This window comes from Rhizobium sp. Pop5, from assembly GCF_024721175.1.
Lineage (GTDB): Bacteria > Pseudomonadota > Alphaproteobacteria > Rhizobiales > Rhizobiaceae > Rhizobium.
Map to the genome: position 1 here is coordinate 4,047,836 of NZ_CP099399.1, position 19,665 is coordinate 4,067,500.

Genomic DNA, 19,665 nt, shown 5'->3' on the forward strand with positions numbered 1-19,665 from the left:
TTCACGTGAAACCCGGCATCGCAGGATGGCCGGGTTTTCTCGTGGCGGTCGATGTTTTCAATTGGCGGCTGATATGAGATAGAACGCCGCATGGCCAGCGACGCGCTCTACATCGATGACAGAATCACCATCGCAGGATGGGAGCTGACCGAGCAGTTCGTTCTGGCGGGCGGCCCCGGCGGACAGAATGTCAACAAGGTCTCGACCGCGGTTCAGCTGTTCTTCAACATTCCGAATTCGCCCTCGCTCAATGAACGCGTCAAGGCCAATGCGGTCAAGCTCGCCGGCCGGCGCATGTCGAAAGAGGGCGTGCTGATGATCGAGGCGAGCCGCTTTCGCAGCCAGGACCGTAACCGCGAGGATGCGCGCGAGCGGCTGAAGGAATTGATCCTGGAAGCCGCCAAGCCACCACCGCCGCCGCGCAAGAAGACCAAGCCGACCAAGGGCTCCGTCGAACGCCGGCTGAAGGAAAAATCCGGCCGCTCCGAAGTCAAGAAAATGCGCGGCCGCCCCGGCGGCGGCGAATGATATGCCCGAACTCTTGAACGGCATCCGCCATCTGCCCGGCTATCTCGACCGGGCGCGTCAGGAAGAATTGGTCGAGGTGATCCGCGCCGTCGTCGCCGAGGCGCCGCTTTATGTGCCCGTCATGCCCGGCACCGGCAAGCCGATGTCGGTTCGGATGACCAATTGCGGGCCGCTCGGCTGGGTCACGGACAAGGAGCGCGGCTATCGCTATCAGCCGACTCATCCGGCGAGCGGCAGGCCGTGGCCCGATATGCCTCAGCAGCTGCTCGATATCTGGAATGATGTGTCGGGCTACGACAGTCCGCCCGAGGCTTGCCTCGTCAACTTCTATTCCGACGATGCCCGCATGGGGCTGCATCAAGATAAGGACGAGCAGGATCTGCAGGCGCCCGTGGTCTCGATCTCGCTTGGCAACAGCTGCCTCTTTCGCGTCGGTGGCCTCAATCGTAATGATCGCACGCTATCTTTCAAGCTTTCGAGCGGTGATCTGGTGGTCCTGGGCGGCGAGGGGAGGCTTTGTTTTCATGGCGTCGACCGCATTCATCCGGCGACATCGACGCTACTGAAGAATGGCGGCCGCATCAATCTGACGCTGCGACGCGTCCGCCGATGACAATGGATCGCCTGCTATAGTTTTCTGAGCGCGACCTGCTCGATCAGATGATCCTTCCCCTTTTTCAGGATCAGATCGGCGCGCGGCCGCGTTGGCAGGATATTCTGGCGCAGGTTCTTCAGGTTGATGTTCGTCCAGAGATCCTCGGCGATTTCAAGCGCCTCCGCATCGGTGATCGAGGCGTAACGATGGAAATAGGAGTTCGGATCGCGGAAGGCGGTCTCCCGCAGTCGCATGAAGCGCGTGACGTACCAGTTATGAATTTGGTTTTCCGCCGCATCGATATAGATCGAGAAGTCGAAGAAATCGGACACCATCGGCACGATCTTGCCGTCGGCCGGCAGGTCGCGCGATTGCAGGACATTGATGCCCTCGAAGATCAGGATGTCGGGCCGGTCAACGATTTTGTATTCATCCGGCAGCACGTCGTAGACGAGATGCGAATAGCAGGGCGCCTTCACATCCGGCCGCCCCGCCTTGATTGCCGAAAGGAAGCGCAGGATCGCAGCCGTATCGTAGCTTTCGGGAAAACCCTTGCGCTGCATCAGCTTTTCCCGCTGCAGCACGGCGTTCGGATGAAGGAAACCATCCGTCGTGATGAGGTCGACCTTCGGGCTGGAAGGCCAGCGCCCGAGAAGCTCCTTCAGGACACGCGCCGTGGTCGATTTTCCCACCGCGACCGAGCCGGCAATGCCGATGACGAAGGGGGTCTTCGTCACATCGGACAGGCTGAGGAAGCGGTTGCGCTGCTCGAAGAGCATCTGCGAGGATTCGACATGCGACGAAAGCAGGCGCGACAGCGAGAGATAGATGCGCCTGACTTCGTTGAGATCGATCGGGTCGCCCATCGAGCGCAGTCGGTTGACCTCGTCGCTGGTCAACGTCAGCGGCGTGTCGGCTCGGAATTTCGCCCATTGTGCGGAGGAGAAGAAATGGTAGGGCGAATAGGATTCCGACTGGAAGTGATCCAACGTTTCCGGCACCCCGATAATCTCAGTCGCGATACTCATGAACTCTGCCGGCTGGCCTTTTCCTTGAGGCCGGACTGCGCGGTTCTGCGCTCGAGTTCGGCCATGACATTCTCTACCGGTATTTCAGCAATCTTCAATACGACCAAGAGATGATAGAGCATATCGGCGGCTTCATAGGTCAGATTGTCGCGGTCTCCGGTCACCGCCGCCATCACCGCTTCGATCGCTTCTTCGCCGAGCTTCTTCGCCGCCTTCGGCTGGCCGGCGGCGACGAGCTTGGCCGTCCAGGACTCGTCCGGTGAGGCTTTCGACCGCTCTGCGACGATGTTTTCGAGATCGGAAAGGGAAAATCCGCTCATATGTCCGCTTTCAAGGTTCAGTCGAGACGCATGTCGATGCCGCACTTCGACATATAGCGTTTTGCCTCGCCGACGGAATAGGTCCCGAAATGGAAGATCGAGGCGGCAAGCACGGCATTGGCGTGGCCTTCCTTCACCCCGGCGACGAGATCGTCGAGATCGCCGACGCCGCCGGAAGCGATGACCGGCACCCGCACCGCATCGGCGATTGCCCGCGTCAGCTCCAGATCGTAGCCGACCTTGGTGCCGTCACGGTCCATCGACGTGACCAACAATTCGCCGGCGCCGTGGGCCACCATCTTCTGAGCGAATTCGATGGCATCGATGCCGGTCGCGTTGCGGCCGCCATGCGTATAGATTTCCCAGGCGCTGAGATTGTCTCCGCCGACCGCCTGCGTGCGTCTGCGCTTGGCGTCGATCGAGACGACGATGCACTGGTCGCCGAACTTGTCGGCCGCCTCGGTGACGAAATCGGGATTGCTGACGGCCGCCGAATTGATGGAGACCTTGTCGGCGCCGCAAAGCAGGAGCTTGCGGATATCGGCGATGGTTCTGACCCCGCCGCCGACTGTCAGCGGCATGAAGCATTGGTCCGCGGTACGCGACACGACATCGAAGATCGTCTCGCGATTGTCTGACGAGGCGGTGATGTCGAGGAAGCAGAGTTCGTCGGCGCCGGCGGCATCATAGGCCTTCGCCGCTTCGACAGGATCGCCTGCATCGACGAGATTGAGGAAGTTGACGCCCTTGACGACGCGGCCGTCCTTGACGTCGAGGCAGGGGATCACGCGGGCTTTGAGGGTCATTTATGCGGTCTCCCTTGCCTTGCTGGCCTTGATCAGCGCCAGCGCTTCCGCCGGGTCGATCCGGCCGTCATAGAGCGCGCGGCCTGAAATCGCGCCTTCAAGCTTCCGCGCATCGGGCTGCAGCATGCGTTTGATATCTTCGATAGAGGCAAGGCCGCCCGAAGCGATGACCGGAATGGAGACGGCATCGGCAAGCTCCAGCGTCGATGCCCAGTTGATGCCGGTCAGGATGCCGTCGCGGTCGATATCGGTATAGATGATCGCGCTAACGCCGGCGCCCTCGAATTTTTTGGCAAGCTCGACGATGCCGAGTTCGGAAGCTTCCGCCCAACCCTCGACGGCCACCTTGCCGCCCTTGGCATCGATGCCGACGGCCACATGGCCCGGAAATTTCCGACAGGCCTCGATGACCAGATCAGGATTTCTGACTGCGACAGTGCCGAGAATGACACGCCGCAGGCCGCGAGACAGCCAGGCCTCGATATGATCGAGCGTGCGGATGCCGCCGCCGAGCTGCACGGGATTTTCAGTTGCCTTCAGGATCGCTTCGACGGCATCGCCATTGGCCGAATGCCCCGCGAATGCGCCGTCGAGATCGACCACATGCAGCCACTCGAAACCCTGGTCTTCGAAGGATTTCGCCTGGGCGGCCGGATCGGTGTTGTAGACCGTCGCCTGCTGCATGTCGCCGAGCTTCAGGCGGACACATTGGCCGCCCTTCAGATCGATCGCGGGAAAAAGGATCATGTCGTCTTACGTCCGTAGAGTGGTCGATACTATCAGCGCATTCCACGCATCTACGATATCCGAGCGGAAAAAGACAGCGGCAATGGCGGCAGCGCCAAAAAGCAGAAAAAGGAGCAGGGTGACGGTAAAACCGGCGCGGACCTGGCGCCAGAAGCCGAGACGCCTCTTCATCGATTTCTCGATCTCGCGCGCCCGGCGCAGCGCATCGCTGTTGACGGCGGCGAGCCGGATCTCCGGCTCCATCGCCTCGACATAGGTCTCGGCATAACTCGAAAGAATCTGCGATGCGCGGTCGCGCAGCGTGTTGCGCAGATCGGTCGAGAGATAATTGCTGTTGACGGCCGCAAGCTCGGCCTCGTTGGGCGAACGGCCGGCATTGCGCTTGCGATAGCTGAGAACGAAATCGCGCTTCTGCCGCTCGTAGAGGGCATAGGCAAGTAGGCCGATCAGATCGTCCTCGCCTTCGATATAGAATTCCAGCACCGCCTCGGCGATATCGCTGGCGCTGATGCCGTTGGCGCGCAGCTGGGAATTCTCGTTGCCGGCAAGAAATTCATGGATCATCGGTCCAGCCTTTCTTTCAACGCCTTGGCCGCATTGGAAAGCGCTCTTTTATGGATGGTTTCGTCGACACGGCGAATGATCGTTCCGTCGGGAAGCCGAATGTCCGAGAAGGGAGGCAATCCCTCGCGGGGTGGCCGCAGCGCATAGAACACCTTGCCTGATTTCCGTGAAGCCGGCATCGAGGGCACTCCAGTTCCGCCTTTTCCATATAGGGAAAATAAGGCGGCGGTATTACGGGTTCCAGCGCAGAAAATTGGCGATCAGCGCAAGGCCGAGCTTCTGGCTCTTTTCCGGGTGAAACTGTGCTCCGACCATGTTGTCGCGCCCGACAAGAGCGGTCATCGGGCCGCCATAGTCGACGGTCGCGATAACATCGCCGGCATTTTCGGCGGCAAGATGGTAGGAATGGACGAAATAGGCATGCAATCCCTGCGATCCGGTCGGAATACCATCGAACAGTGGGTGTTCGCGCTTGAGGTCGAGCGTATTCCAGCCGATCTGTGGGATCTTGAGCGCGGGATCACTTGGCGCCATCTCGACGACATCGCCCGGAATCCAGCCGAAACCGTTGGTCACTGTCTTCTCAAGGCCGCGCGAGGACATGAGCTGCATGCCGACGCAAATGCCGAGGAACGGCCGCGCCTTCTTCTCGACGGCCTCGATCAGCACCTCGGCCATCCCAGGCACGGCATCGAGGCCACGCCGGCAGTCGGCATAGGCGCCGACGCCGGGAAGCACGATACGATCGGCCGCGGCAACGTTCTCCGCCTTGTCGGTGAGATCGATATGCGCATCGATGCCCGCCTCACGGGCGGCCCGTTCGAAAGCCTTGGTCGCCGAGCGCAGGTTGCCGGAACCGTAGTCGATAATCGCGACGCGCATCGTCAGCGTCCTCCATTAAAACCGAAAAGACCAAGCGAGGTGGCATGTCCGTGACGGCTGTCCGGACGGGCCCTGTTCTCCCAGTCCGGCGTTCCCGCGCCGTCACTCTCTGCAATGTTGGCTCTCTCCGAAAAATAGATCTGTTCGGCTATGCCGATCGTATCGGCCGCAATGAGCCTGTCTTCGCCCCAACCCTTGGCGGCAAGATTGCGGATGCGCCAGTTCTGGCCCTCGAGGCCGACCATCATATTCACGCCAAGCATGATTGCTATTCCCGCCGGCCAGAGGCCCGATTCATCCATCAGCGCTCCGCCGATTGATTGCAGCAGAAAAGCCGCCAACGCATGCAGCCACAGCCGATGGGCCAGCAGCCAAATCCACGGAAACAGCAAGCCGAGGAACGTGAATCCGTCGCGGATGGTTCGCGTCTCGTGGGCCGTGGCACTTGTGCCGCCGGGCGGCGTCAGGAAAATATAGCTCGATGTCATTTTGTCGCCGCTCCCTTGAGGGGCTCAGACGAGCGTGCCCTTCGTCGAGGGAACACGGCCCGCCTGTCTCGGATCGATCTCTGTCGCCGTGCGCAACGCGCGGGCAACGGCCTTGAAGCATGTCTCGGCAATATGGTGGTTGTTGGCGCCATAATGGTTGAGAATATGCAAGGTGATGCCGGCGTTCTGGGCGAGCGCCTGGAAGAATTCTCGCACGAGCTCGGTGTCGAAGGTACCGATCTTCGGCGCACTGAAGGCGACGTTCCAGACGAGGAACGGCCGGCCGGAAAGATCGACCGCCGCCTTGGTCATCGTCTCGTCCATGGCGAGATCGATCGACGCGTATCGCGTGATGCCGCGCCGGTCGCCGAGCGCCTTGGAGATCGCCTGGCCGATCGCGATACCCGTATCCTCGACGGTGTGATGGTCGTCGATATGCAGGTCGCCCTTGGCCTCGATCTCCATGTCGATCAGGGAATGCCGCGAAAGCTGGTCAAGCATATGGTCGAAGAAGCCGACGCCCGTCGAAATCTTCGATTTGCCGGTGCCGTCGAGATTGACGGAAACGGAAATCGACGTCTCGTTGGTCTTCCGGGAAACGCTGCCCGTGCGGCTTGCTGCGGTCTCGGCCATATGGCCCTCCATCGGGAACAAGGCCGTTCCTTATCAGGCGCATCGGGAAATATCCAGAAGCCGGGGAAGAGAAAAGCCGGCCCATTTGCAATCGGCTCCGGCCCACTTACATAGGGTTCAACAAGGCCCGCATGCGGCCTGGAAAAACGGCCCGCCTAATGGGCAGACAGGTGTTTTATGACAACAATCATTACAGTTCGAAAAGGCGGCAAGGTGGTCATGGCGGGCGATGGCCAGGTGAGCCTCGGCCAGACCGTCATGAAGGGCAATGCCCGCAAGGTGCGCCGGATTGGCAAGGGCGAAGTCATCGCCGGTTTCGCCGGCGCCACCGCCGATGCCTTCACCCTGCTGGAAAGGCTCGAAAAGAAGCTGGAGCAATATCCCGGCCAGTTGATGCGCGCGGCCGTCGAACTCGCCAAGGACTGGCGCACCGACAAATACCTGCGTAATCTCGAAGCGATGATGCTCGTTGCCGATAAGTCGATTACGCTTGCGATTACCGGCAACGGCGACGTTCTGGAGCCTGAACATGGCACGACGGCGATCGGTTCGGGCGGCAATTATGCCTTCGCGGCCGCCCGCGCGCTCATGGATACCGACAAATCGGCCGAAGAGATCGCTCGCCGCGCCCTCGATATCGCCGCCGATATCTGCGTCTATACGAACCATAATATCGTGGTGGAATCGCTTGAGGTCGAAGGCTGAGCTCTTTGCCTTGCGGCCGTTCGGCCGAACCGAGGCAGGCTCTCAAGGATTTGGCGAAATAACGACGAATTACGGCCGGGCGCTGCTGATCGCCCTGGACCGCCAGGAGAATAACACCCAATGACGACCTTTTCCCCCCGCGAGATCGTTTCCGAACTCGACCGCTACATCATCGGCCAGCATGATGCCAAACGCGCTGTCGCGATCGCGCTGCGCAACCGCTGGCGTCGCCAGCAGCTCGATCCGAGCCTGCGCGACGAAGTTATGCCGAAGAACATCCTGATGATCGGCCCGACCGGCGTCGGCAAGACCGAGATTTCCCGCCGTCTGGCAAAACTCGCCGGCGCGCCCTTCATCAAGGTGGAAGCCACCAAGTTCACCGAGGTCGGCTATGTCGGCCGCGATGTCGAGCAGATCATCCGCGACCTAGTCGAGGTCGGCATCGGCCTGGTGCGCGAGAAGAAGCGGGCCGAAGTGCAGGCCAAGGCGCATGTGAGCGCCGAGGAGCGCGTTCTCGATGCGCTGGTCGGCACGACAGCTTCGCCCGCCACCCGCGAAAACTTCCGCAGGAAGCTGAGGGACGGTGAACTCGACGACAAGGAAATCGATATCGAGGTGGCCGATGCCGGTTCCGGCATGGGCGGCTTTGAAATTCCGGGCATGCCGGGCGCCAATATCGGCGTGCTGAACCTGTCGGAAATGTTCGGCAAGGCGATGGGCGGCCGCACCAAGAAGGTCCGCACGACGGTCAAGGCCTCCTATAGCGATCTGATCCGCGACGAATCCGACAAGCTGATCGACAACGAAGTGATCCAGCGCGAGGCGGTTCGCTCCACCGAGAATGACGGTATCGTCTTCCTCGACGAAATCGACAAGATCGCCGCCCGCGACGGCGGCATGGGTGCGGGCGTTTCGCGTGAAGGCGTCCAGCGCGACCTCCTGCCGCTTGTCGAAGGCACGACGGTCTCGACCAAATACGGACCTGTCAAGACCGACCATATCCTCTTCATTGCCTCGGGCGCCTTTCATGTCTCCAAGCCGTCGGATCTTCTCCCCGAGCTGCAGGGCCGCCTGCCGATCCGTGTCGAATTGCGTCCGCTGAACAAGGAGGATTTTCGCCGGATCCTGACCGAAACGGAAGCAAGCCTCATCCGCCAGTACCGCGCGCTGATGGAGACGGAAAGCCTGAGCCTCGAATTCACCGACGACGCGATCGACGCGCTTGCCGATGTCGCCGTGCATCTGAACTCCTCGGTCGAGAATATCGGCGCACGCCGTCTGCAGACGGTGATGGAGCGGGTCCTGGACGACATCTCCTACAACGCGCCGGATCGGGGTGGGACGGCCGTGACGATCGATGCCGCTTATGTCCGCGAACATGTCGGCGATCTCGCGCAGAATACCGATCTCTCGCGCTTCATTCTGTGATCTCGGCGCACCGGTCCATGTCTTTCCTGATGTGAGGATCGGATTGTAACGAACTCTCTCTCGACAGCGGGCCTTTTACTTTTTAGTGAAGGCCCGTTTTGTTTTCCGCTCCGGCTTTATTCGGCCAAGATTCTGGTCCAGTCAGCCGCATCGCGAACAGGACGATGAACGGACGGGATAGCGGATCGTGCGACGCCTTTTGACAAGCCTTATGATTGCCGTTGCCCTGGTGAATTCGGCGCCTGCCTTCGCAATGCAGGTGGTGCCGGCGGGCAACCGCCACGCCGAGCAACCCGATATTCCGGGCGCTTCTGTCAGGCGCACCAAGGGCACCAAGAGCAGCTTCGATGTGAAATACGAGAAGGTCCACGAGCTTCTCGCGAGCGATCACGAGCTGATGGCCAAGATCCGCAAGGTCTCCAGCGCCTACGGCATCAACCCCATTCACGTCGTCGGCGCGATCGTCGGCGAACATACCTATAATGTCGATGCCTACGACCGGCTGCAGGCCTATTACGTCAAGGCAGCCTCCTATGCCGGAGAAAGCTTCCGCTTCGCCTATGACGGCGAAAACGTCGACGATTTCGTGGCGCGGCCGCAATTTGCCGAATGCAAGAGCAAGACCGATTCCTACACGCTTTGGTCCTGCCGCGAAGATGTCTGGGAAAGCGATTTCCGCGGCAAGACCGTGGGCGGCGAGAGCTTCCCAAACAACCGCTTCAGCGCGGTGTTCTTCCAGCCCTTCTATGCTGGTCAGACTTTCGGCCTCGGCCAGGTCAACCCGCTGACGGCGCTGATGCTCTCCGATCTCGTGACCCGCGTGTCGGGTTATCCGAAGCTGAACGAGAAGAATGCCGGCGCGGTCTACAAGGCCATCATGGATCCCGACATTTCGCTCTCCTTCGTCGCGGCCTCGATCCGCAGGTCGATCGACGACTACAAGGAGATTGCCGGCATGGATATATCAGGCAATCCCGGCCTGACGGCGACGCTTTATAATGTCGGCAATTCGCGCCAGCGCGCTGCTGCCCTGGCCGCGAAGAACCGCGCTGCCGGCACGACAGTCTGGCCGGAGGAGAATTATTACGGCTGGCTGATCAACGACAAGCTGGACGAACTCAAGGGCCTGCTCTAGCTTCAAGCTTGCCGGGAAGGCGCTGATCTTCCCCGAAAGGCTTTGACGATGGACATGCGTCCTGATCCCTTCGTTCCGCCGGCACCGCTGCCGCGCACAGTGCCGCCGAGCCGGTTGGAAATTATCCGCATCATCTTGCGTAACCCGCTCGAACTCTGGGGCGAGCCGTCCTATACGCTGCCCTGGATCCACACTAGGTTCTTCGGCCAAAGGACACTGATCGTCAACGATCCCGGCCTCATCAAGCATGTGCTGGTCGACAACGCCAATAATTACCGCATGTCGGATATTCGCCAGCTCGTTCTGCGTCCGATCCTGCGCGACGGCCTTCTGACAGCCGAAGGTCCGGTCTGGAAGAGATCGCGCAAGGCGGTGGCGCCTGTTTTCACGCCCCGCCATGCCCAAGGCTTTGCCGGGCAGATGCTGCGCCAGTCTGAAGACTATGCCCGCAAATACGAAGGCCCAGGCGAAGCGGGCGCAATTTTCGACATCAGCACTGATATGACCGAGCTGACCTTCGCAATTCTCGCGGACACCTTGTTTTCAGGTGAAATCGTCACCTCGAGCGGTCATTTCGCAGACGATGTCAATGAACTCCTGCATCGCATGGGCCGCATCGATCCGATGGATCTGATGCGCGCTCCGTCCTGGGTTCCACGTGTGACACGCATCGGCGGCCAGAAGGTGCTGGAGAAATTTCGCGCCATCGTGCGGGACACGATGGATATGCGGCTCGCGAAGATGAAGGCGAATCGCCACGCCGCGCCCGAGGATTTCCTGACGCTGCTCCTCGAGCAGGCTGGCCCTGATGGGCTGACCAAGGATGAGATCGAAGACAATATCCTGACTTTCATCGGCGCGGGGCATGAGACCACGGCGCGGGCCTTGGCCTGGACGCTTTTTTGCGTATCGAACAGCCCGCATATCCGCGAGGCGATGGAACAAGAAATCGACGCGGTGCTGGCCACCGCGGCCGAACCTGTGGAATGGCTGGATATGATGCCGCAGACGCGTGCCGCTTTCGAGGAGACCCTGCGGCTCTACCCGCCGGCTCCATCCATCAATCGCGCCGCCATTGCTGATGATTCCTGGACGAGCGCCAAGGGAGAACGGGTCGAGATCGAGACCGGTGTGACGGTGCTCATCATGCCCTGGACGCTGCACCGCCACGAACGTTACTGGGACAGGCCGCGAGCCTATATGCCCGAACGTTTCCTGCCGGAAAATCGCGGCTCTATCGGACGCTTCCAGTTCCTGCCTTTCGGCGCTGGTCCGCGAGTCTGCATCGGCGCAACCTTTGCGCTTCAGGAGGCTGTAATTGCTCTTGCAGTGCTGATGCACCGTTATCGCTTCGATTCCATCGATCAGACGAATCCTTGGCCAGTGCAGAAGCTGACGACACAGCCGCAGAACGGACTTCCGATGCGCGTGACGCGGCGCATAGTTTCCTGAAAGGCATAAATCTTTCGAATTATTGCGGAATTGACTATGAATGAAAGCCGGGCAAAGTGGCAGCATTCAAGTCGTCGCCAGGGAGAATCTCGCATGAGCCGCATTGATAAGAACGGTCTTGCCATCGAAACCGTCCTTCACGATTTCCTCGTCAAGGAGGTGCTGCCAGGCCTCGCGGTCGATGCGGAGAAGTTCTTTGCCGCCTTTTCGGCGATCGTTCATGATCTCGCCCCGAAGAATCGTGCGCTGCTCGCCAAACGCGACGAGATGCAGGCAAAGATCGACGACTGGTATCGCCGCCACGGCGCGCCGGTTGATATGGACGAATACCAATCCTTCCTCCGCGAAATCGGCTATCTCCTGCCCGAGGGTTCGGATTTCCAGGTCTCGACGCAAAATGTCGATCCCGAAATCGCTTCGATCGCCGGCCCGCAACTCGTCGTTCCCGTCATGAACGCGCGTTATGCCTTGAACGCTGCAAATGCCCGCTGGGGTTCGCTCTATGATGCGCTCTATGGCACGGACGCCATTCCCGAGAGCGATGGCGCCGAAAAGGGCAAGGGGTACAATCCGAAGCGCGGCGAGAAGGTCATCGCATGGGTGCGTGATTTCCTCGATACCTCGGTGCCGCTGCAGGATTGGCGCTGGAAGGACGTCGGAAGCTTCGCCATCAAAGATGGCGGGCTGGTCGTCAGATCGGTCGATGGCGAACAGGTAGCGCTCGGGGATAGCGGCCATTTTGCCGGCTATCGCGGCGATCCCGCCGCTCCAACCCATATTCTCTTGAAAAACAACGGCATTCACATCGACATCATCATCGATGCAACGACGGCGATCGGCAAAGCCGATCCGGCGCATATTTCCGATGTCTGGCTGGAATCGGCAATCACGACGATCATGGATTGCGAGGATTCGATTGCCGCCGTCGATGCCGAGGACAAGGTCGTCGTTTATCGCAATTGGCTAGGCCTGATGAAAGGCGATCTGCAGGAAGAAGTGGCAAAGGGCGGAGCGAGCTTCACCCGCAAGCTCAATCCGGATCTGGACTATACCGGTCCGGACGGTGCGGCCTTCGAAGTGCACCGCCGCTCGCTGATGCTGGTACGCAATGTCGGGCATCTCATGACCAATCCCGCGATCCTCGACCGCGACGGCAACGAAGTACCGGAAGGCATCATGGATGCTGTCGTCACCGGCCTGATCGCGCTTTACGATATCGGCCCGGCCGGCCGGAAGAGGAATTCCCGCAGCGGCTCCATGTATGTGGTCAAACCGAAGATGCACGGGCCCGAAGAGGTCGCCTTCGCCGACGAGATCTTCTCGCGGGTTGAAGATGCACTCGGCATGGCGCGCAGCACCATCAAGATGGGCATCATGGACGAGGAGCGCCGCACGACCATCAATCTCAAGGAGTGCATCCGCGCCGCTCGCGAGCGCGTCGTCTTCATCAACACCGGCTTCCTCGACCGCACCGGCGACGAAATCCACACTTCGATGGAAGCCGGCCCGATGATTCGCAAGGGCGACATGCGCCAGGCGGCCTGGATTTCGGCCTATGAGAATTGGAACGTCGACATCGGACTCGAATGCGGCCTCTCCGGCCATGCCCAGATCGGCAAGGGCATGTGGGCGATGCCGGACCTGATGGCGGCGATGCTGGAACAGAAGATCGCCCATCCCAGGGCCGGCGCCAATACCGCCTGGGTTCCCTCGCCAACGGCCGCGACCCTGCATGCCACCCATTATCACCGCGTCAATGTCACAAGAGTCCAGCAGGGGCTGAAGGACCGTGCCCGGGCCAAACTGTCCGACATCCTCTCCGTGCCGGTCGCCGTGCGCCCGAACTGGACGCCGGAGGAAATCCAGCGTGAGCTCGACAACAATGCTCAGGGCATACTGGGTTACGTCGTTCGCTGGATCGACCAGGGCGTCGGTTGCTCGAAAGTGCCCGACATCAACAATATCGGCCTGATGGAAGATCGCGCGACACTGCGCATCTCGGCCCAGCACATGGCGAATTGGCTGCATCACAAGGTCGTCAGCGAGACTCAGATTGTCGAAACGATGAAGCGCATGGCAGCCGTTGTCGACCGGCAGAACGAATCGGACCCTGCCTATCAAGCGATGGCCGGCAATTTCGATGATTCGATCGCCTTCCGGGCCGCTCTCGATCTTGTCCTGAAGGGCAGGGAGCAGCCGAACGGCTATACGGAACCGGTGCTCCATCGACGCCGCCTCGAACTCAAGGCGAAGCAGTCCGCATGACCGAGAATGTGAAAAGGCCGCCGGGACGACAGTCCGGCGGCCTTTTTTATACCGAATTCGATATCTAGCTTACTGAATGACGATGACCTTGGAGGTCGCCTTGCCGGGACGCACGCGGCTGTAGAGGTCGATCACGTCCTGGTTCATCAGGCGAATGCAGCCCGAGGAAGCGGCAGTGCCGATCGAAGCCCATTCCGGCGTGCCGTGCAGGCGGAACAGCGTGTCCTTGCCGTCCTCGTTGAAGAGATACATGGCGCGTGCGCCGAGCGGATTGGTGAGACCGGGACCCATGCCGTCTTCAACGTATTTGGCGACGTCAGGGCGGCGTTCAGCCATTTCCTTCGGCGGGTGCCAGGTCGGCCATTCCTGCTTCCAGGCGACGTAGGCGGTGCCGGCCCATGCGAAGCCCTGCTTGCCGACGCCGATGCCGTAACGCATCGCCTTGCCGTTGGCGAGGATGTAATAAAGGAAGCGCTCGCGCGTGTTGACGATGATCGTGCCCGGACGCTCGGTGGTCTGGTAGCTGACGACCTGGCGGCGGAACTGCGGCTTGACCCTGTCGATCGGGATCGCCGGCAGGGAGTATCCGGCATCCTTCGTCACGCCGTATGCGTCATTGAAGATCTGTGCCGTCTGTACCGTCGGGCCTGCGCCCTTGTCGTCGACGGAGGCGCTGTCGGAACTCGTGGAGCAACCGGCCAGAGCGAGCGTCGTCAGCAGGCCAAGTACAGGGAATGCATTGCGGATGCGCATGGATGACTCTTGAAGTTTTAAGGGCAAGGAGAAGGTCTCTCGACCATCGTTGATTATGGTTTATTTTCGATTAACTTGCGCTTTGCAAGGCTACTGCAGCGCGACAAATCCGTCTGCGGCGCAAATTAGAAGCGCATGGTTTTTTTGCAACAACACACCTCACCCCGCGATGGTTATCCATGACGATTTTGAGTGTTTACAATAACAATCCGTTAATCGATGGCCGGCAATCGGACAGGGCCATGATGGTGCGGCGGGGAACGCAGATATTACTGCATGAAATGCGCCACGCCGTGCTGCCCGAACTGCCGCTGGCAAGCGGCCGCCGCGCCGATCTGATCACGCTTTCGGAAAAGGGCGAGGTCTGGATTATCGAAATCAAGACGTCGGTCGAGGATTTCAGGGTGGATCGTAAATGGCCGGAATACAGGCTGCATTGCGACCGCCTGTTCTTTGCGACTCACGAGGGTGTGCCGCTCGATATCTTTCCCGAGGAATGCGGGCTTTTTCTCTCGGACGGTTATGGCGCCCATATGATTCGCGAGGCGCCGGAACATCGCATGGCCCCCGCCACCCGCAAATCCGTCACGCTCAATTTCTCGCGGGCCGCCGCCCAAAGACTGATGATGGCCGAATGGGCGAACGGAAAACCGTATAATGTGGATGATGTGTGATGCCGTCTATTTCGGCGCGCGTTTGGCAAGGATGCGCTGAAGCGTGCGCCGATGCATGTTGAGCCGGCGCGCCGTCTCGGAAACATTGCGCTCGCACATTTCATAGACCCGCTGGATATGTTCCCAGCGCACCCGGTCGGCCGACATCGGATTTTCCGGAAGCTCTGCCTTTTCACCCGGGCGCTGCGTCAGCGCCGAAAAGACGTCGTCGGCATCCGCCGGCTTGGCAAGATAGTCTACGGCCCCGAGCTTCACGGCAGTGACCGCCGTTGCGATATTGCCGTAGCCCGTCAGCACGATGATCCTGGTGTCGTCGCGCCGCTGGCGGATCGCTTCGATGACGTCGAGCCCGTTGCCGTCGCCGAGCCGAAGATCGACCACCGCATACTTCGGCGGCCGGCCTTTCGATTTCGCCACGCCTTCCGCCACTGATTCGGCCGTCTCCACCTGGAAGCCCCGTGTTTCCATCGCCCGCGCCAGCCGGCGCAGGAACGGTCCGTCGTCGTCGACGATCAGCAGGCTGGCGTCGGGACCGATATGGTCTTCATCCGATATGGCGAAATCTTCATGGTTCTGTTCTGTCATCGTCTCGGGTCCTGGCGACTGAGCGCCGATCTCAATTCCTACTTATGCCCATAAACTCATTTTGTCGAATTTACGTCGATCAGCATGCGTGGCCATTCGATGCGGATGCGGGCGCCGGCATTTTCCGGGTCGCGGTTCTCGAAGACAAGCGATGCGCCCGAGCGTTCCAGCAGCGTTTTGGCGATGAAAAGCCCGAGCCCGAGCCCGCCGGCCGTATCTTCTTTCTGCCGCCGGGTCACATAGGGTTCGCCGATTCGCGTCAGAATGTCCGGCGCATAACCGTTGCCGTCGTCCTCGATGATGATCCGCACTTTATCGTGATCGTGCTCGACGGTGATGGTCACCTTCTCCCTGGCATAATCGACGGCATTTTCGATGAGGTTTCCGAGCCCGTACATAATGCCGGCATTGCGGTCGGTCACCGGCTCGCTCTTGCGCGGACTGTTTTCGATGAGTTCCAGCGTAATGCCGAATTCCCGGTGCGGCGCGACGATCTCCTCGATCATCGAGGATAGCGGCAGCCGGCGCATATGCGCTTCGCCTTCGGAAGAAAGCGTCGTCAACCGCCGCAGGATGTCACGGCAACGTTCGCTCTGGCTGCGCAGCAGCATGACGTCCTCGCGGAAACGGTCGTCGTCCTTGAGTTCGCGCTCCATTTCCTTGGCAACGACGCTGATCGTCGCAAGCGGGGTGCCGAGTTCGTGCGCGGCTGCGGCGGCAAGCCCGTCGAGCTGCGAAAGGTGCTTTTCCCGCTGCAGAACCAATTCGGTCGCCGCCAGCGCATCGGCAAGCTGGCTCGCCTCCATCGAGACGCGGTAGGCATAGAAGGCGGCAAATGCCATCGTCGAGGCGATCGAGCACCAGACGCCGAATTGCATGACGTTGTGCACGTTGATCTCGACCCCGTCGAACCAGGGCAGCGGGAAGGGAGAAAAGGCAAGCACCGTGATGCAGACCATAGCAAAGGCGATCAGGGCTGTGCTGTAGCGGATGGGCTGCGAGGCGAATGAGATGATGACGGGCACGCAGACGAGGGCTGCGAAGGGATTGGCAAGACCGCCGGTGATGAAGAGCAGCGCGCAGAGCTGCAGGAGATCGAAGCCGAGCAGCGCAAAGGCGGCCGGCGGCTCCAGCCGGTGCGTCGGCGGGTAACGGATCGTCAGGTAGAAGTTTACCCAGGCAAGGGCGGCGATCAGCGAGGAGCTCGCAATCAGCGGCAAGGGAAATTTCAGCCAGAAAGCAACGATGAACACCGTCACCGCCTGTCCGCCGACGGCAAGCCATCGCAATCGCACCAGCGTCTGCAGGCGCAGTCTTCGGCTGTTATGCCGGTCTTCCAGCGTGTGGCTTTCCGTCTTGTCGATCATGCCCGGATTCCTTGATGGTCCTCATGTACCACGCGGTTTTGCCCGTGTCGTCGGCAACGCCTCATCAGGTCGCTCCGGCCACGGATGGCGTGGATAGCGCCCGCGCATCTCGGCGCGCACGTCTTTCCATGAGCCGGCCCAGAAACCCGGAAGGTCGCGCGTCGTCTGGATCGGCCGGTGTGCGGGCGAAGTCAGCTCCAGCAGCAGGGGCAGGCGGCCTCCGGCGACCGCCGGATGCTGCTTCAGCCCGAACAGCTCCTGCACGCGGATCGTCAGAATCGGCTCCTCGCCTTCATATTGGATCGGATGCCTCTGTCCGGTCGGCGCTTCGAAATGCGTCGGCGCAAGCCGGCTAAGATCACGCTGCTGCTCGTGGGGCACCAGTGACATCAGCCCGATCGAAAGCCCACCCGCGGAAATCTCCGAAAGGCCGCGAGCCTCCGTCTGGAAGGGTGCGAACCAGTCGTCCAGCCGGGACAGCAGCGCAGCGTCGCTGACGTCCGGCCAGGGATCGCCGATGGTTCTATGAAGGAACCCGATCCGTTCGCGAAGCTGCAGCGCCTCCTTCGAGAAAGCAAGCTGATCGAGCCCCAGTTCGCGCACCCCCTCCATCAGTGCCTGCGTGACGGCGGCCCCGGAAGGGCGCGGCAAGGGCGTCTCCTCGAAAACGATCGCGCCGAGCCGGGTTGCCCGCCGTGCTCGTACCTGCCGGCTCTGTCGGTCGAAGAATGTCTGGTCGTCCGTCCTGATTTCGCCGGGCAGTTCGGCTTCGACGTCGGCGCGCGTCACCTCGGCGGCCGTGAGAATCCGCGCCTGTGCTGCCCGTCCTGTGAGATCGGCAATGACAAGCATCTGGCTGCCGGCGAGCCTCTCGGTTTCCGGCAGCTCCGCTCCCCGCCCGTTCGCCATCACGAATCGCCCGCGCCCGCCGCGCTGCAGCGCGATTCGGTCGGGGAAAGCATGCAGCAGAAGCTGGCCGGCCAACGCCGGCGATGTTGAAGTGATGGTGTCGAGGCCGGCCCCAAGCCGTCCCGCCAGCCGCCGCGAGGCGTCGGCTCTTTCGCCGCGCTCGGCCTTGAAGCGCCGCAGCCGTTCCTCGATGTCGACGCTCGTTCCGCCAAGCCCCTGTTCGGTCAGAAGCACGGCAATCATCGCCGCCTCGCGCGCATGCCCCGATTCACCTGATGAAACGACCATGGCGGCGAGCCGCGGCGGCAAGGCGAGGTCGCGCATTGTCTTGCCGCGTGTAGTCAGAGCGCCGTCCTTGTCGAGCGCGCCGAGCTGGCCAAGCAGCACCCGTGCTTCTCTGAGCGTCGTTTCAGGCGGCTGATCGACGAAGGCAAGGGATGCCGGATCCTGGACGCCCCACTGGGCGAGATCGAGCACCAGCCCGGAAAGATCGCTGGAGAGGATCTGCGGCGGCGTGAAGGCCGGCAGTGCCGCCGTCTGTCCCTGATGCCACAGCCGGATCGCGATGCCGGGTTCCGTTCGTCCTGCGCGGCCGGCCCGCTGATCGGCCGAAGCCCGCGACACCCGCACCGTCTCAAGCCGGGTGATGCCGGTCGAGGCTTCGAAGACCGGCAGGCGCTGCAATCCGCTATCGATGACGATCCGGACGCCGTCGATGGTGATCGACGTTTCGGCGATCGATGTCGCCAGCACGATTTTGCGCGTCCCCTTGGAGGCAGGTTTGATCGCCGCATCCTGCTCTTTCTGGCTGAGATTCCCGTAAAGGGGCGCAATCAGCGTTTCGGGTCCGAATCGTCCCTGAAGACGCTCGACTGTTCGTGTGATTTCCGCCTGACCGGGCAGGAAAGCAAGGATCGAGCCCCCGTCGTTGGTATGGGCCTCGATAATCGCCCGCGTAACCGCATCCTCGATGCGTTCGCCGCCCGGCCGGTCCTGGTAGCGGATATCGATCGGAAAACTGCGGCCCAGGCTCTCGATGACGGGTGGATAATCGAGCAGCGCGGCCACACGATCGACGTCGAGTGTCGCCGACATCACAAGGATGCGCAGATCCTCGCGCAACGCGGATTGAACGTCGAGCGCTAGTGCCAGTCCGAAATCGGCATCTAGTGACCGCTCGTGGAATTCGTCGAAGAGCACGGCCGAAACGCCAGTCAGTTCCGGATCGTCGAGTATCATCCGGGCGAAAACCCCTTCGGTCACCACTTCGACCCGCGTTGCCGCCGATATCCTGTTATCGAGGCGCATGCGGTAGCCGATTGTTTCGCCCACCTGTTCGCCGATCAACGAGGCCATCCGGCTTGCCGCGGCCCGCGCTGCCAGACGTCGCGGCTCGAGCAGGATGATCCTGCCGTCGCCGCGCCAGGCTTGGTCGAGCAGGTAAAGCGGCACCAAAGTCGTCTTGCCGGCGCCGGGCGGGGCCGAGAGAACGGCGCGTTTATGCTCGGTCAGCGCTGCTGCGACGGCAGGCAGGACATGCGAAACCGGAAGCTCCGGCAATGATGCAGAGATTGTCACTTGCGTCCCGCCACGCTCTCATAGGCAAGGATCGCGCCGGCAAGATCCTCTAGCGCTGCACCGACCGACTTGAACAGCGTGATTTCCTCGTCATGGCTTCGCCCGCCATGTGCGCCGCTGACAAGTTCCGCCAGCTCCGATTTGATATCGCCTGGCCTTAAAGCGCCGCTCTTCAGCGGCTGGACGATATCGCCGGCCTCGCTGGTGGCGCCGGCGCGGGTAT

Annotated in this window: 22 protein-coding genes (1 of these 22 running past the window's edge); 8 read left to right on the forward strand and 14 right to left on the reverse strand. The window is 61.1% G+C overall.

What is annotated here, in order from left to right; all coding sequences use genetic code 11:
* Nucleotides 1-90: 90 nt before the first annotated feature.
* Together arfB and NE852_RS21965 are read left to right on the forward strand one after the other, a co-directional pair.
* Nucleotides 91-528, forward strand: coding sequence for an alternative ribosome rescue aminoacyl-tRNA hydrolase ArfB (arfB, locus tag NE852_RS21960; RefSeq protein ID WP_008528767.1), 438 nt, complete (start codon nucleotides 91-93; stop codon nucleotides 526-528).
* 1 nt (nucleotide 529) lies between these two features.
* Nucleotides 530-1,141 carry an alpha-ketoglutarate-dependent dioxygenase AlkB gene (locus NE852_RS21965; RefSeq protein WP_008528769.1) on the forward strand — a complete coding sequence of 204 codons (612 nt, stop codon included), beginning with the start codon at nucleotides 530-532 and terminating at the stop codon, nucleotides 1,139-1,141.
* 14 nt (nucleotides 1,142-1,155) lie between these two features.
* Here NE852_RS21965 and coaA read toward each other — a convergent pair whose 3' ends face one another.
* From coaA to hisB, 9 genes are read right to left on the reverse strand one after another with little or no spacing between them, the layout of a single operon-like run.
* Entirely contained in the window at nucleotides 1,156-2,151 is a 996-nt protein-coding gene (coaA, locus tag NE852_RS21970; RefSeq protein WP_258156094.1) for a type I pantothenate kinase, read from the reverse strand.
* Nucleotides 2,148-2,471, reverse strand: coding sequence for a phosphoribosyl-ATP diphosphatase (locus NE852_RS21975; protein ID WP_008528771.1), 324 nt, complete (start codon nucleotides 2,469-2,471; stop codon nucleotides 2,148-2,150). The genes coaA and NE852_RS21975 overlap by 4 nt, the downstream gene beginning before the upstream one ends.
* 17 nt (nucleotides 2,472-2,488) lie before the next feature.
* Nucleotides 2,489-3,277, reverse strand: a complete 789-nt coding sequence (gene hisF, locus NE852_RS21980; RefSeq protein WP_008528772.1) for an imidazole glycerol phosphate synthase subunit HisF — start codon at nucleotides 3,275-3,277, stop codon at nucleotides 2,489-2,491.
* Nucleotides 3,278-4,024 (reverse strand): 1-(5-phosphoribosyl)-5-[(5-phosphoribosylamino)methylideneamino]imidazole-4-carboxamide isomerase, encoded by a 747-nt coding sequence (gene hisA / locus NE852_RS21985; protein ID WP_008528773.1) that lies wholly within the window; start codon nucleotides 4,022-4,024, stop codon nucleotides 3,278-3,280.
* Between the two features lie 6 nt (nucleotides 4,025-4,030).
* Nucleotides 4,031-4,588, reverse strand: a complete 558-nt coding sequence (locus NE852_RS21990) for a hypothetical protein (RefSeq protein WP_008528774.1) — start codon at nucleotides 4,586-4,588, stop codon at nucleotides 4,031-4,033.
* Entirely contained in the window at nucleotides 4,585-4,767 is a 183-nt protein-coding gene (locus NE852_RS21995; protein ID WP_008528775.1) for a hypothetical protein, read from the reverse strand. The genes NE852_RS21990 and NE852_RS21995 overlap by 4 nt, the downstream gene beginning before the upstream one ends.
* A gap of 52 nt (nucleotides 4,768-4,819) precedes the next feature.
* Nucleotides 4,820-5,470: an imidazole glycerol phosphate synthase subunit HisH gene (gene hisH, locus NE852_RS22000; protein ID WP_008528776.1), complete on the reverse strand. Its 651-nt coding sequence runs from the start codon at nucleotides 5,468-5,470 to the stop codon at nucleotides 4,820-4,822.
* A gap of 2 nt (nucleotides 5,471-5,472) precedes the next feature.
* Nucleotides 5,473-5,958, reverse strand: a complete 486-nt coding sequence (locus NE852_RS22005; protein ID WP_008528777.1) for a DUF2628 domain-containing protein — start codon at nucleotides 5,956-5,958, stop codon at nucleotides 5,473-5,475.
* A gap of 24 nt (nucleotides 5,959-5,982) precedes the next feature.
* The gene (gene hisB, locus NE852_RS22010; RefSeq protein WP_003583306.1) at nucleotides 5,983-6,591 is read right to left on the reverse strand and encodes an imidazoleglycerol-phosphate dehydratase HisB; all 609 of its coding nucleotides are present in this window, start codon (nucleotides 6,589-6,591) and stop codon (nucleotides 5,983-5,985) included.
* Between the two features lie 177 nt (nucleotides 6,592-6,768).
* Here hisB and hslV point away from each other — a divergent pair, with 177 nt between their 5' ends.
* The 5 genes from hslV to NE852_RS22035 all read left to right on the forward strand — a co-directional run bounded on the left by hslV (nucleotide 6,769) and on the right by NE852_RS22035 (nucleotide 13,576).
* Complete coding sequence (gene hslV / locus NE852_RS22015; protein WP_008528783.1) at nucleotides 6,769-7,296, forward strand: ATP-dependent protease subunit HslV; 528 nt, start codon at nucleotides 6,769-6,771, stop codon at nucleotides 7,294-7,296.
* Nucleotides 7,297-7,416: 120 nt separating this feature from the next.
* A complete protein-coding gene (hslU, locus tag NE852_RS22020) occupies nucleotides 7,417-8,724 on the forward strand; it encodes an ATP-dependent protease ATPase subunit HslU (protein ID WP_008528784.1) in 1,308 nt (435 codons plus the stop codon).
* A 187-nt stretch (nucleotides 8,725-8,911) separates the two neighbouring features.
* A complete protein-coding gene (locus tag NE852_RS22025; protein ID WP_008528785.1) occupies nucleotides 8,912-9,859 on the forward strand; it encodes a DUF1402 family protein in 948 nt (315 codons plus the stop codon).
* A gap of 48 nt (nucleotides 9,860-9,907) precedes the next feature.
* Nucleotides 9,908-11,311, forward strand: a complete 1,404-nt coding sequence (locus NE852_RS22030) for a cytochrome P450 (RefSeq protein WP_258156095.1) — start codon at nucleotides 9,908-9,910, stop codon at nucleotides 11,309-11,311.
* A gap of 93 nt (nucleotides 11,312-11,404) precedes the next feature.
* Complete coding sequence (locus NE852_RS22035) at nucleotides 11,405-13,576, forward strand: malate synthase G (RefSeq protein ID WP_008528786.1); 2,172 nt, start codon at nucleotides 11,405-11,407, stop codon at nucleotides 13,574-13,576.
* 69 nt (nucleotides 13,577-13,645) lie between these two features.
* On the opposite strand, the gene NE852_RS22040 is transcribed toward NE852_RS22035, so the two are convergent.
* Nucleotides 13,646-14,329, reverse strand: coding sequence for a L,D-transpeptidase (locus tag NE852_RS22040; protein ID WP_008528787.1), 684 nt, complete (start codon nucleotides 14,327-14,329; stop codon nucleotides 13,646-13,648).
* A 179-nt stretch (nucleotides 14,330-14,508) separates the two neighbouring features.
* Here NE852_RS22040 and NE852_RS22045 point away from each other — a divergent pair, with 179 nt between their 5' ends.
* Nucleotides 14,509-15,003, forward strand: coding sequence for an MmcB family DNA repair protein (locus NE852_RS22045; protein ID WP_258156096.1), 495 nt, complete (start codon nucleotides 14,509-14,511; stop codon nucleotides 15,001-15,003).
* A 6-nt stretch (nucleotides 15,004-15,009) separates the two neighbouring features.
* Here NE852_RS22045 and NE852_RS22050 read toward each other — a convergent pair whose 3' ends face one another.
* The 4 genes in view from NE852_RS22050 to NE852_RS22065 are tightly spaced (at most 56 nt apart) and all read right to left on the reverse strand, a layout consistent with a single transcriptional unit that may run on beyond the window.
* Nucleotides 15,010-15,588 carry an ActR/PrrA/RegA family redox response regulator transcription factor gene (locus NE852_RS22050; protein WP_008528793.1) on the reverse strand — a complete coding sequence of 193 codons (579 nt, stop codon included), beginning with the start codon at nucleotides 15,586-15,588 and terminating at the stop codon, nucleotides 15,010-15,012.
* 56 nt (nucleotides 15,589-15,644) lie between these two features.
* A complete protein-coding gene (locus NE852_RS22055) occupies nucleotides 15,645-16,955 on the reverse strand; it encodes an ActS/PrrB/RegB family redox-sensitive histidine kinase (RefSeq protein ID WP_008528794.1) in 1,311 nt (436 codons plus the stop codon).
* Nucleotides 16,956-16,976: 21 nt separating this feature from the next.
* Nucleotides 16,977-19,442, reverse strand: a complete 2,466-nt coding sequence (gene hrpB, locus NE852_RS22060; protein ID WP_258156097.1) for an ATP-dependent helicase HrpB — start codon at nucleotides 19,440-19,442, stop codon at nucleotides 16,977-16,979.
* Nucleotides 19,439-19,665: the 3' end of an ornithine cyclodeaminase family protein gene (locus NE852_RS22065; RefSeq protein ID WP_008536711.1), read on the reverse strand. 721 nt of this gene lie beyond the right edge of the window; 227 of the gene's 948 nt are visible here — the last part of the coding sequence; its start codon lies off the right edge, out of view; it ends in the stop codon at nucleotides 19,439-19,441. Before NE852_RS22065 ends, hrpB begins: the two co-directional genes overlap by 4 nt.

Bases quoted from the DNA above. Each gene is read 5' to 3' on its own strand.
- NE852_RS22050 (WP_008528793.1), bottom strand. From the start codon at position 15,588: ATGACAGAACAGAACCATGAAGATTTCGCCATATCGGATGAAGACCAT.
- NE852_RS22005 (WP_008528777.1), bottom strand. From the start codon at position 5,958: ATGACATCGAGCTATATTTTCCTGACGCCGCCCGGCGGCACAAGTGCC.
- hisB (WP_003583306.1), bottom strand. From the start codon at position 6,591: ATGGCCGAGACCGCAGCAAGCCGCACGGGCAGCGTTTCCCGGAAGACC.
- hisF (WP_008528772.1), bottom strand. From the start codon at position 3,277: ATGACCCTCAAAGCCCGCGTGATCCCCTGCCTCGACGTCAAGGACGGC.
- hisH (WP_008528776.1), bottom strand. From the start codon at position 5,470: ATGCGCGTCGCGATTATCGACTACGGTTCCGGCAACCTGCGCTCGGCG.
- NE852_RS22055 (WP_008528794.1), bottom strand. From the start codon at position 16,955: ATGATCGACAAGACGGAAAGCCACACGCTGGAAGACCGGCATAACAGC.
- NE852_RS21975 (WP_008528771.1), bottom strand. From the start codon at position 2,471: ATGAGCGGATTTTCCCTTTCCGATCTCGAAAACATCGTCGCAGAGCGG.
- NE852_RS22030 (WP_258156095.1), top strand. From the start codon at position 9,908: ATGGACATGCGTCCTGATCCCTTCGTTCCGCCGGCACCGCTGCCGCGC.
- NE852_RS22040 (WP_008528787.1), bottom strand. From the start codon at position 14,329: ATGCGCATCCGCAATGCATTCCCTGTACTTGGCCTGCTGACGACGCTC.
- NE852_RS21990 (WP_008528774.1), bottom strand. From the start codon at position 4,588: ATGATCCATGAATTTCTTGCCGGCAACGAGAATTCCCAGCTGCGCGCC.
- NE852_RS22045 (WP_258156096.1), top strand. From the start codon at position 14,509: ATGACGATTTTGAGTGTTTACAATAACAATCCGTTAATCGATGGCCGG.
- NE852_RS21965 (WP_008528769.1), top strand. From the start codon at position 530: ATGCCCGAACTCTTGAACGGCATCCGCCATCTGCCCGGCTATCTCGAC.
- hslV (WP_008528783.1), top strand. From the start codon at position 6,769: ATGACAACAATCATTACAGTTCGAAAAGGCGGCAAGGTGGTCATGGCG.
- NE852_RS22035 (WP_008528786.1), top strand. From the start codon at position 11,405: ATGAGCCGCATTGATAAGAACGGTCTTGCCATCGAAACCGTCCTTCAC.
- NE852_RS21995 (WP_008528775.1), bottom strand. From the start codon at position 4,767: ATGCCGGCTTCACGGAAATCAGGCAAGGTGTTCTATGCGCTGCGGCCA.
- arfB (WP_008528767.1), top strand. From the start codon at position 91: ATGGCCAGCGACGCGCTCTACATCGATGACAGAATCACCATCGCAGGA.
- hslU (WP_008528784.1), top strand. From the start codon at position 7,417: ATGACGACCTTTTCCCCCCGCGAGATCGTTTCCGAACTCGACCGCTAC.
- coaA (WP_258156094.1), bottom strand. From the start codon at position 2,151: ATGAGTATCGCGACTGAGATTATCGGGGTGCCGGAAACGTTGGATCAC.
- hisA (WP_008528773.1), bottom strand. From the start codon at position 4,024: ATGATCCTTTTTCCCGCGATCGATCTGAAGGGCGGCCAATGTGTCCGC.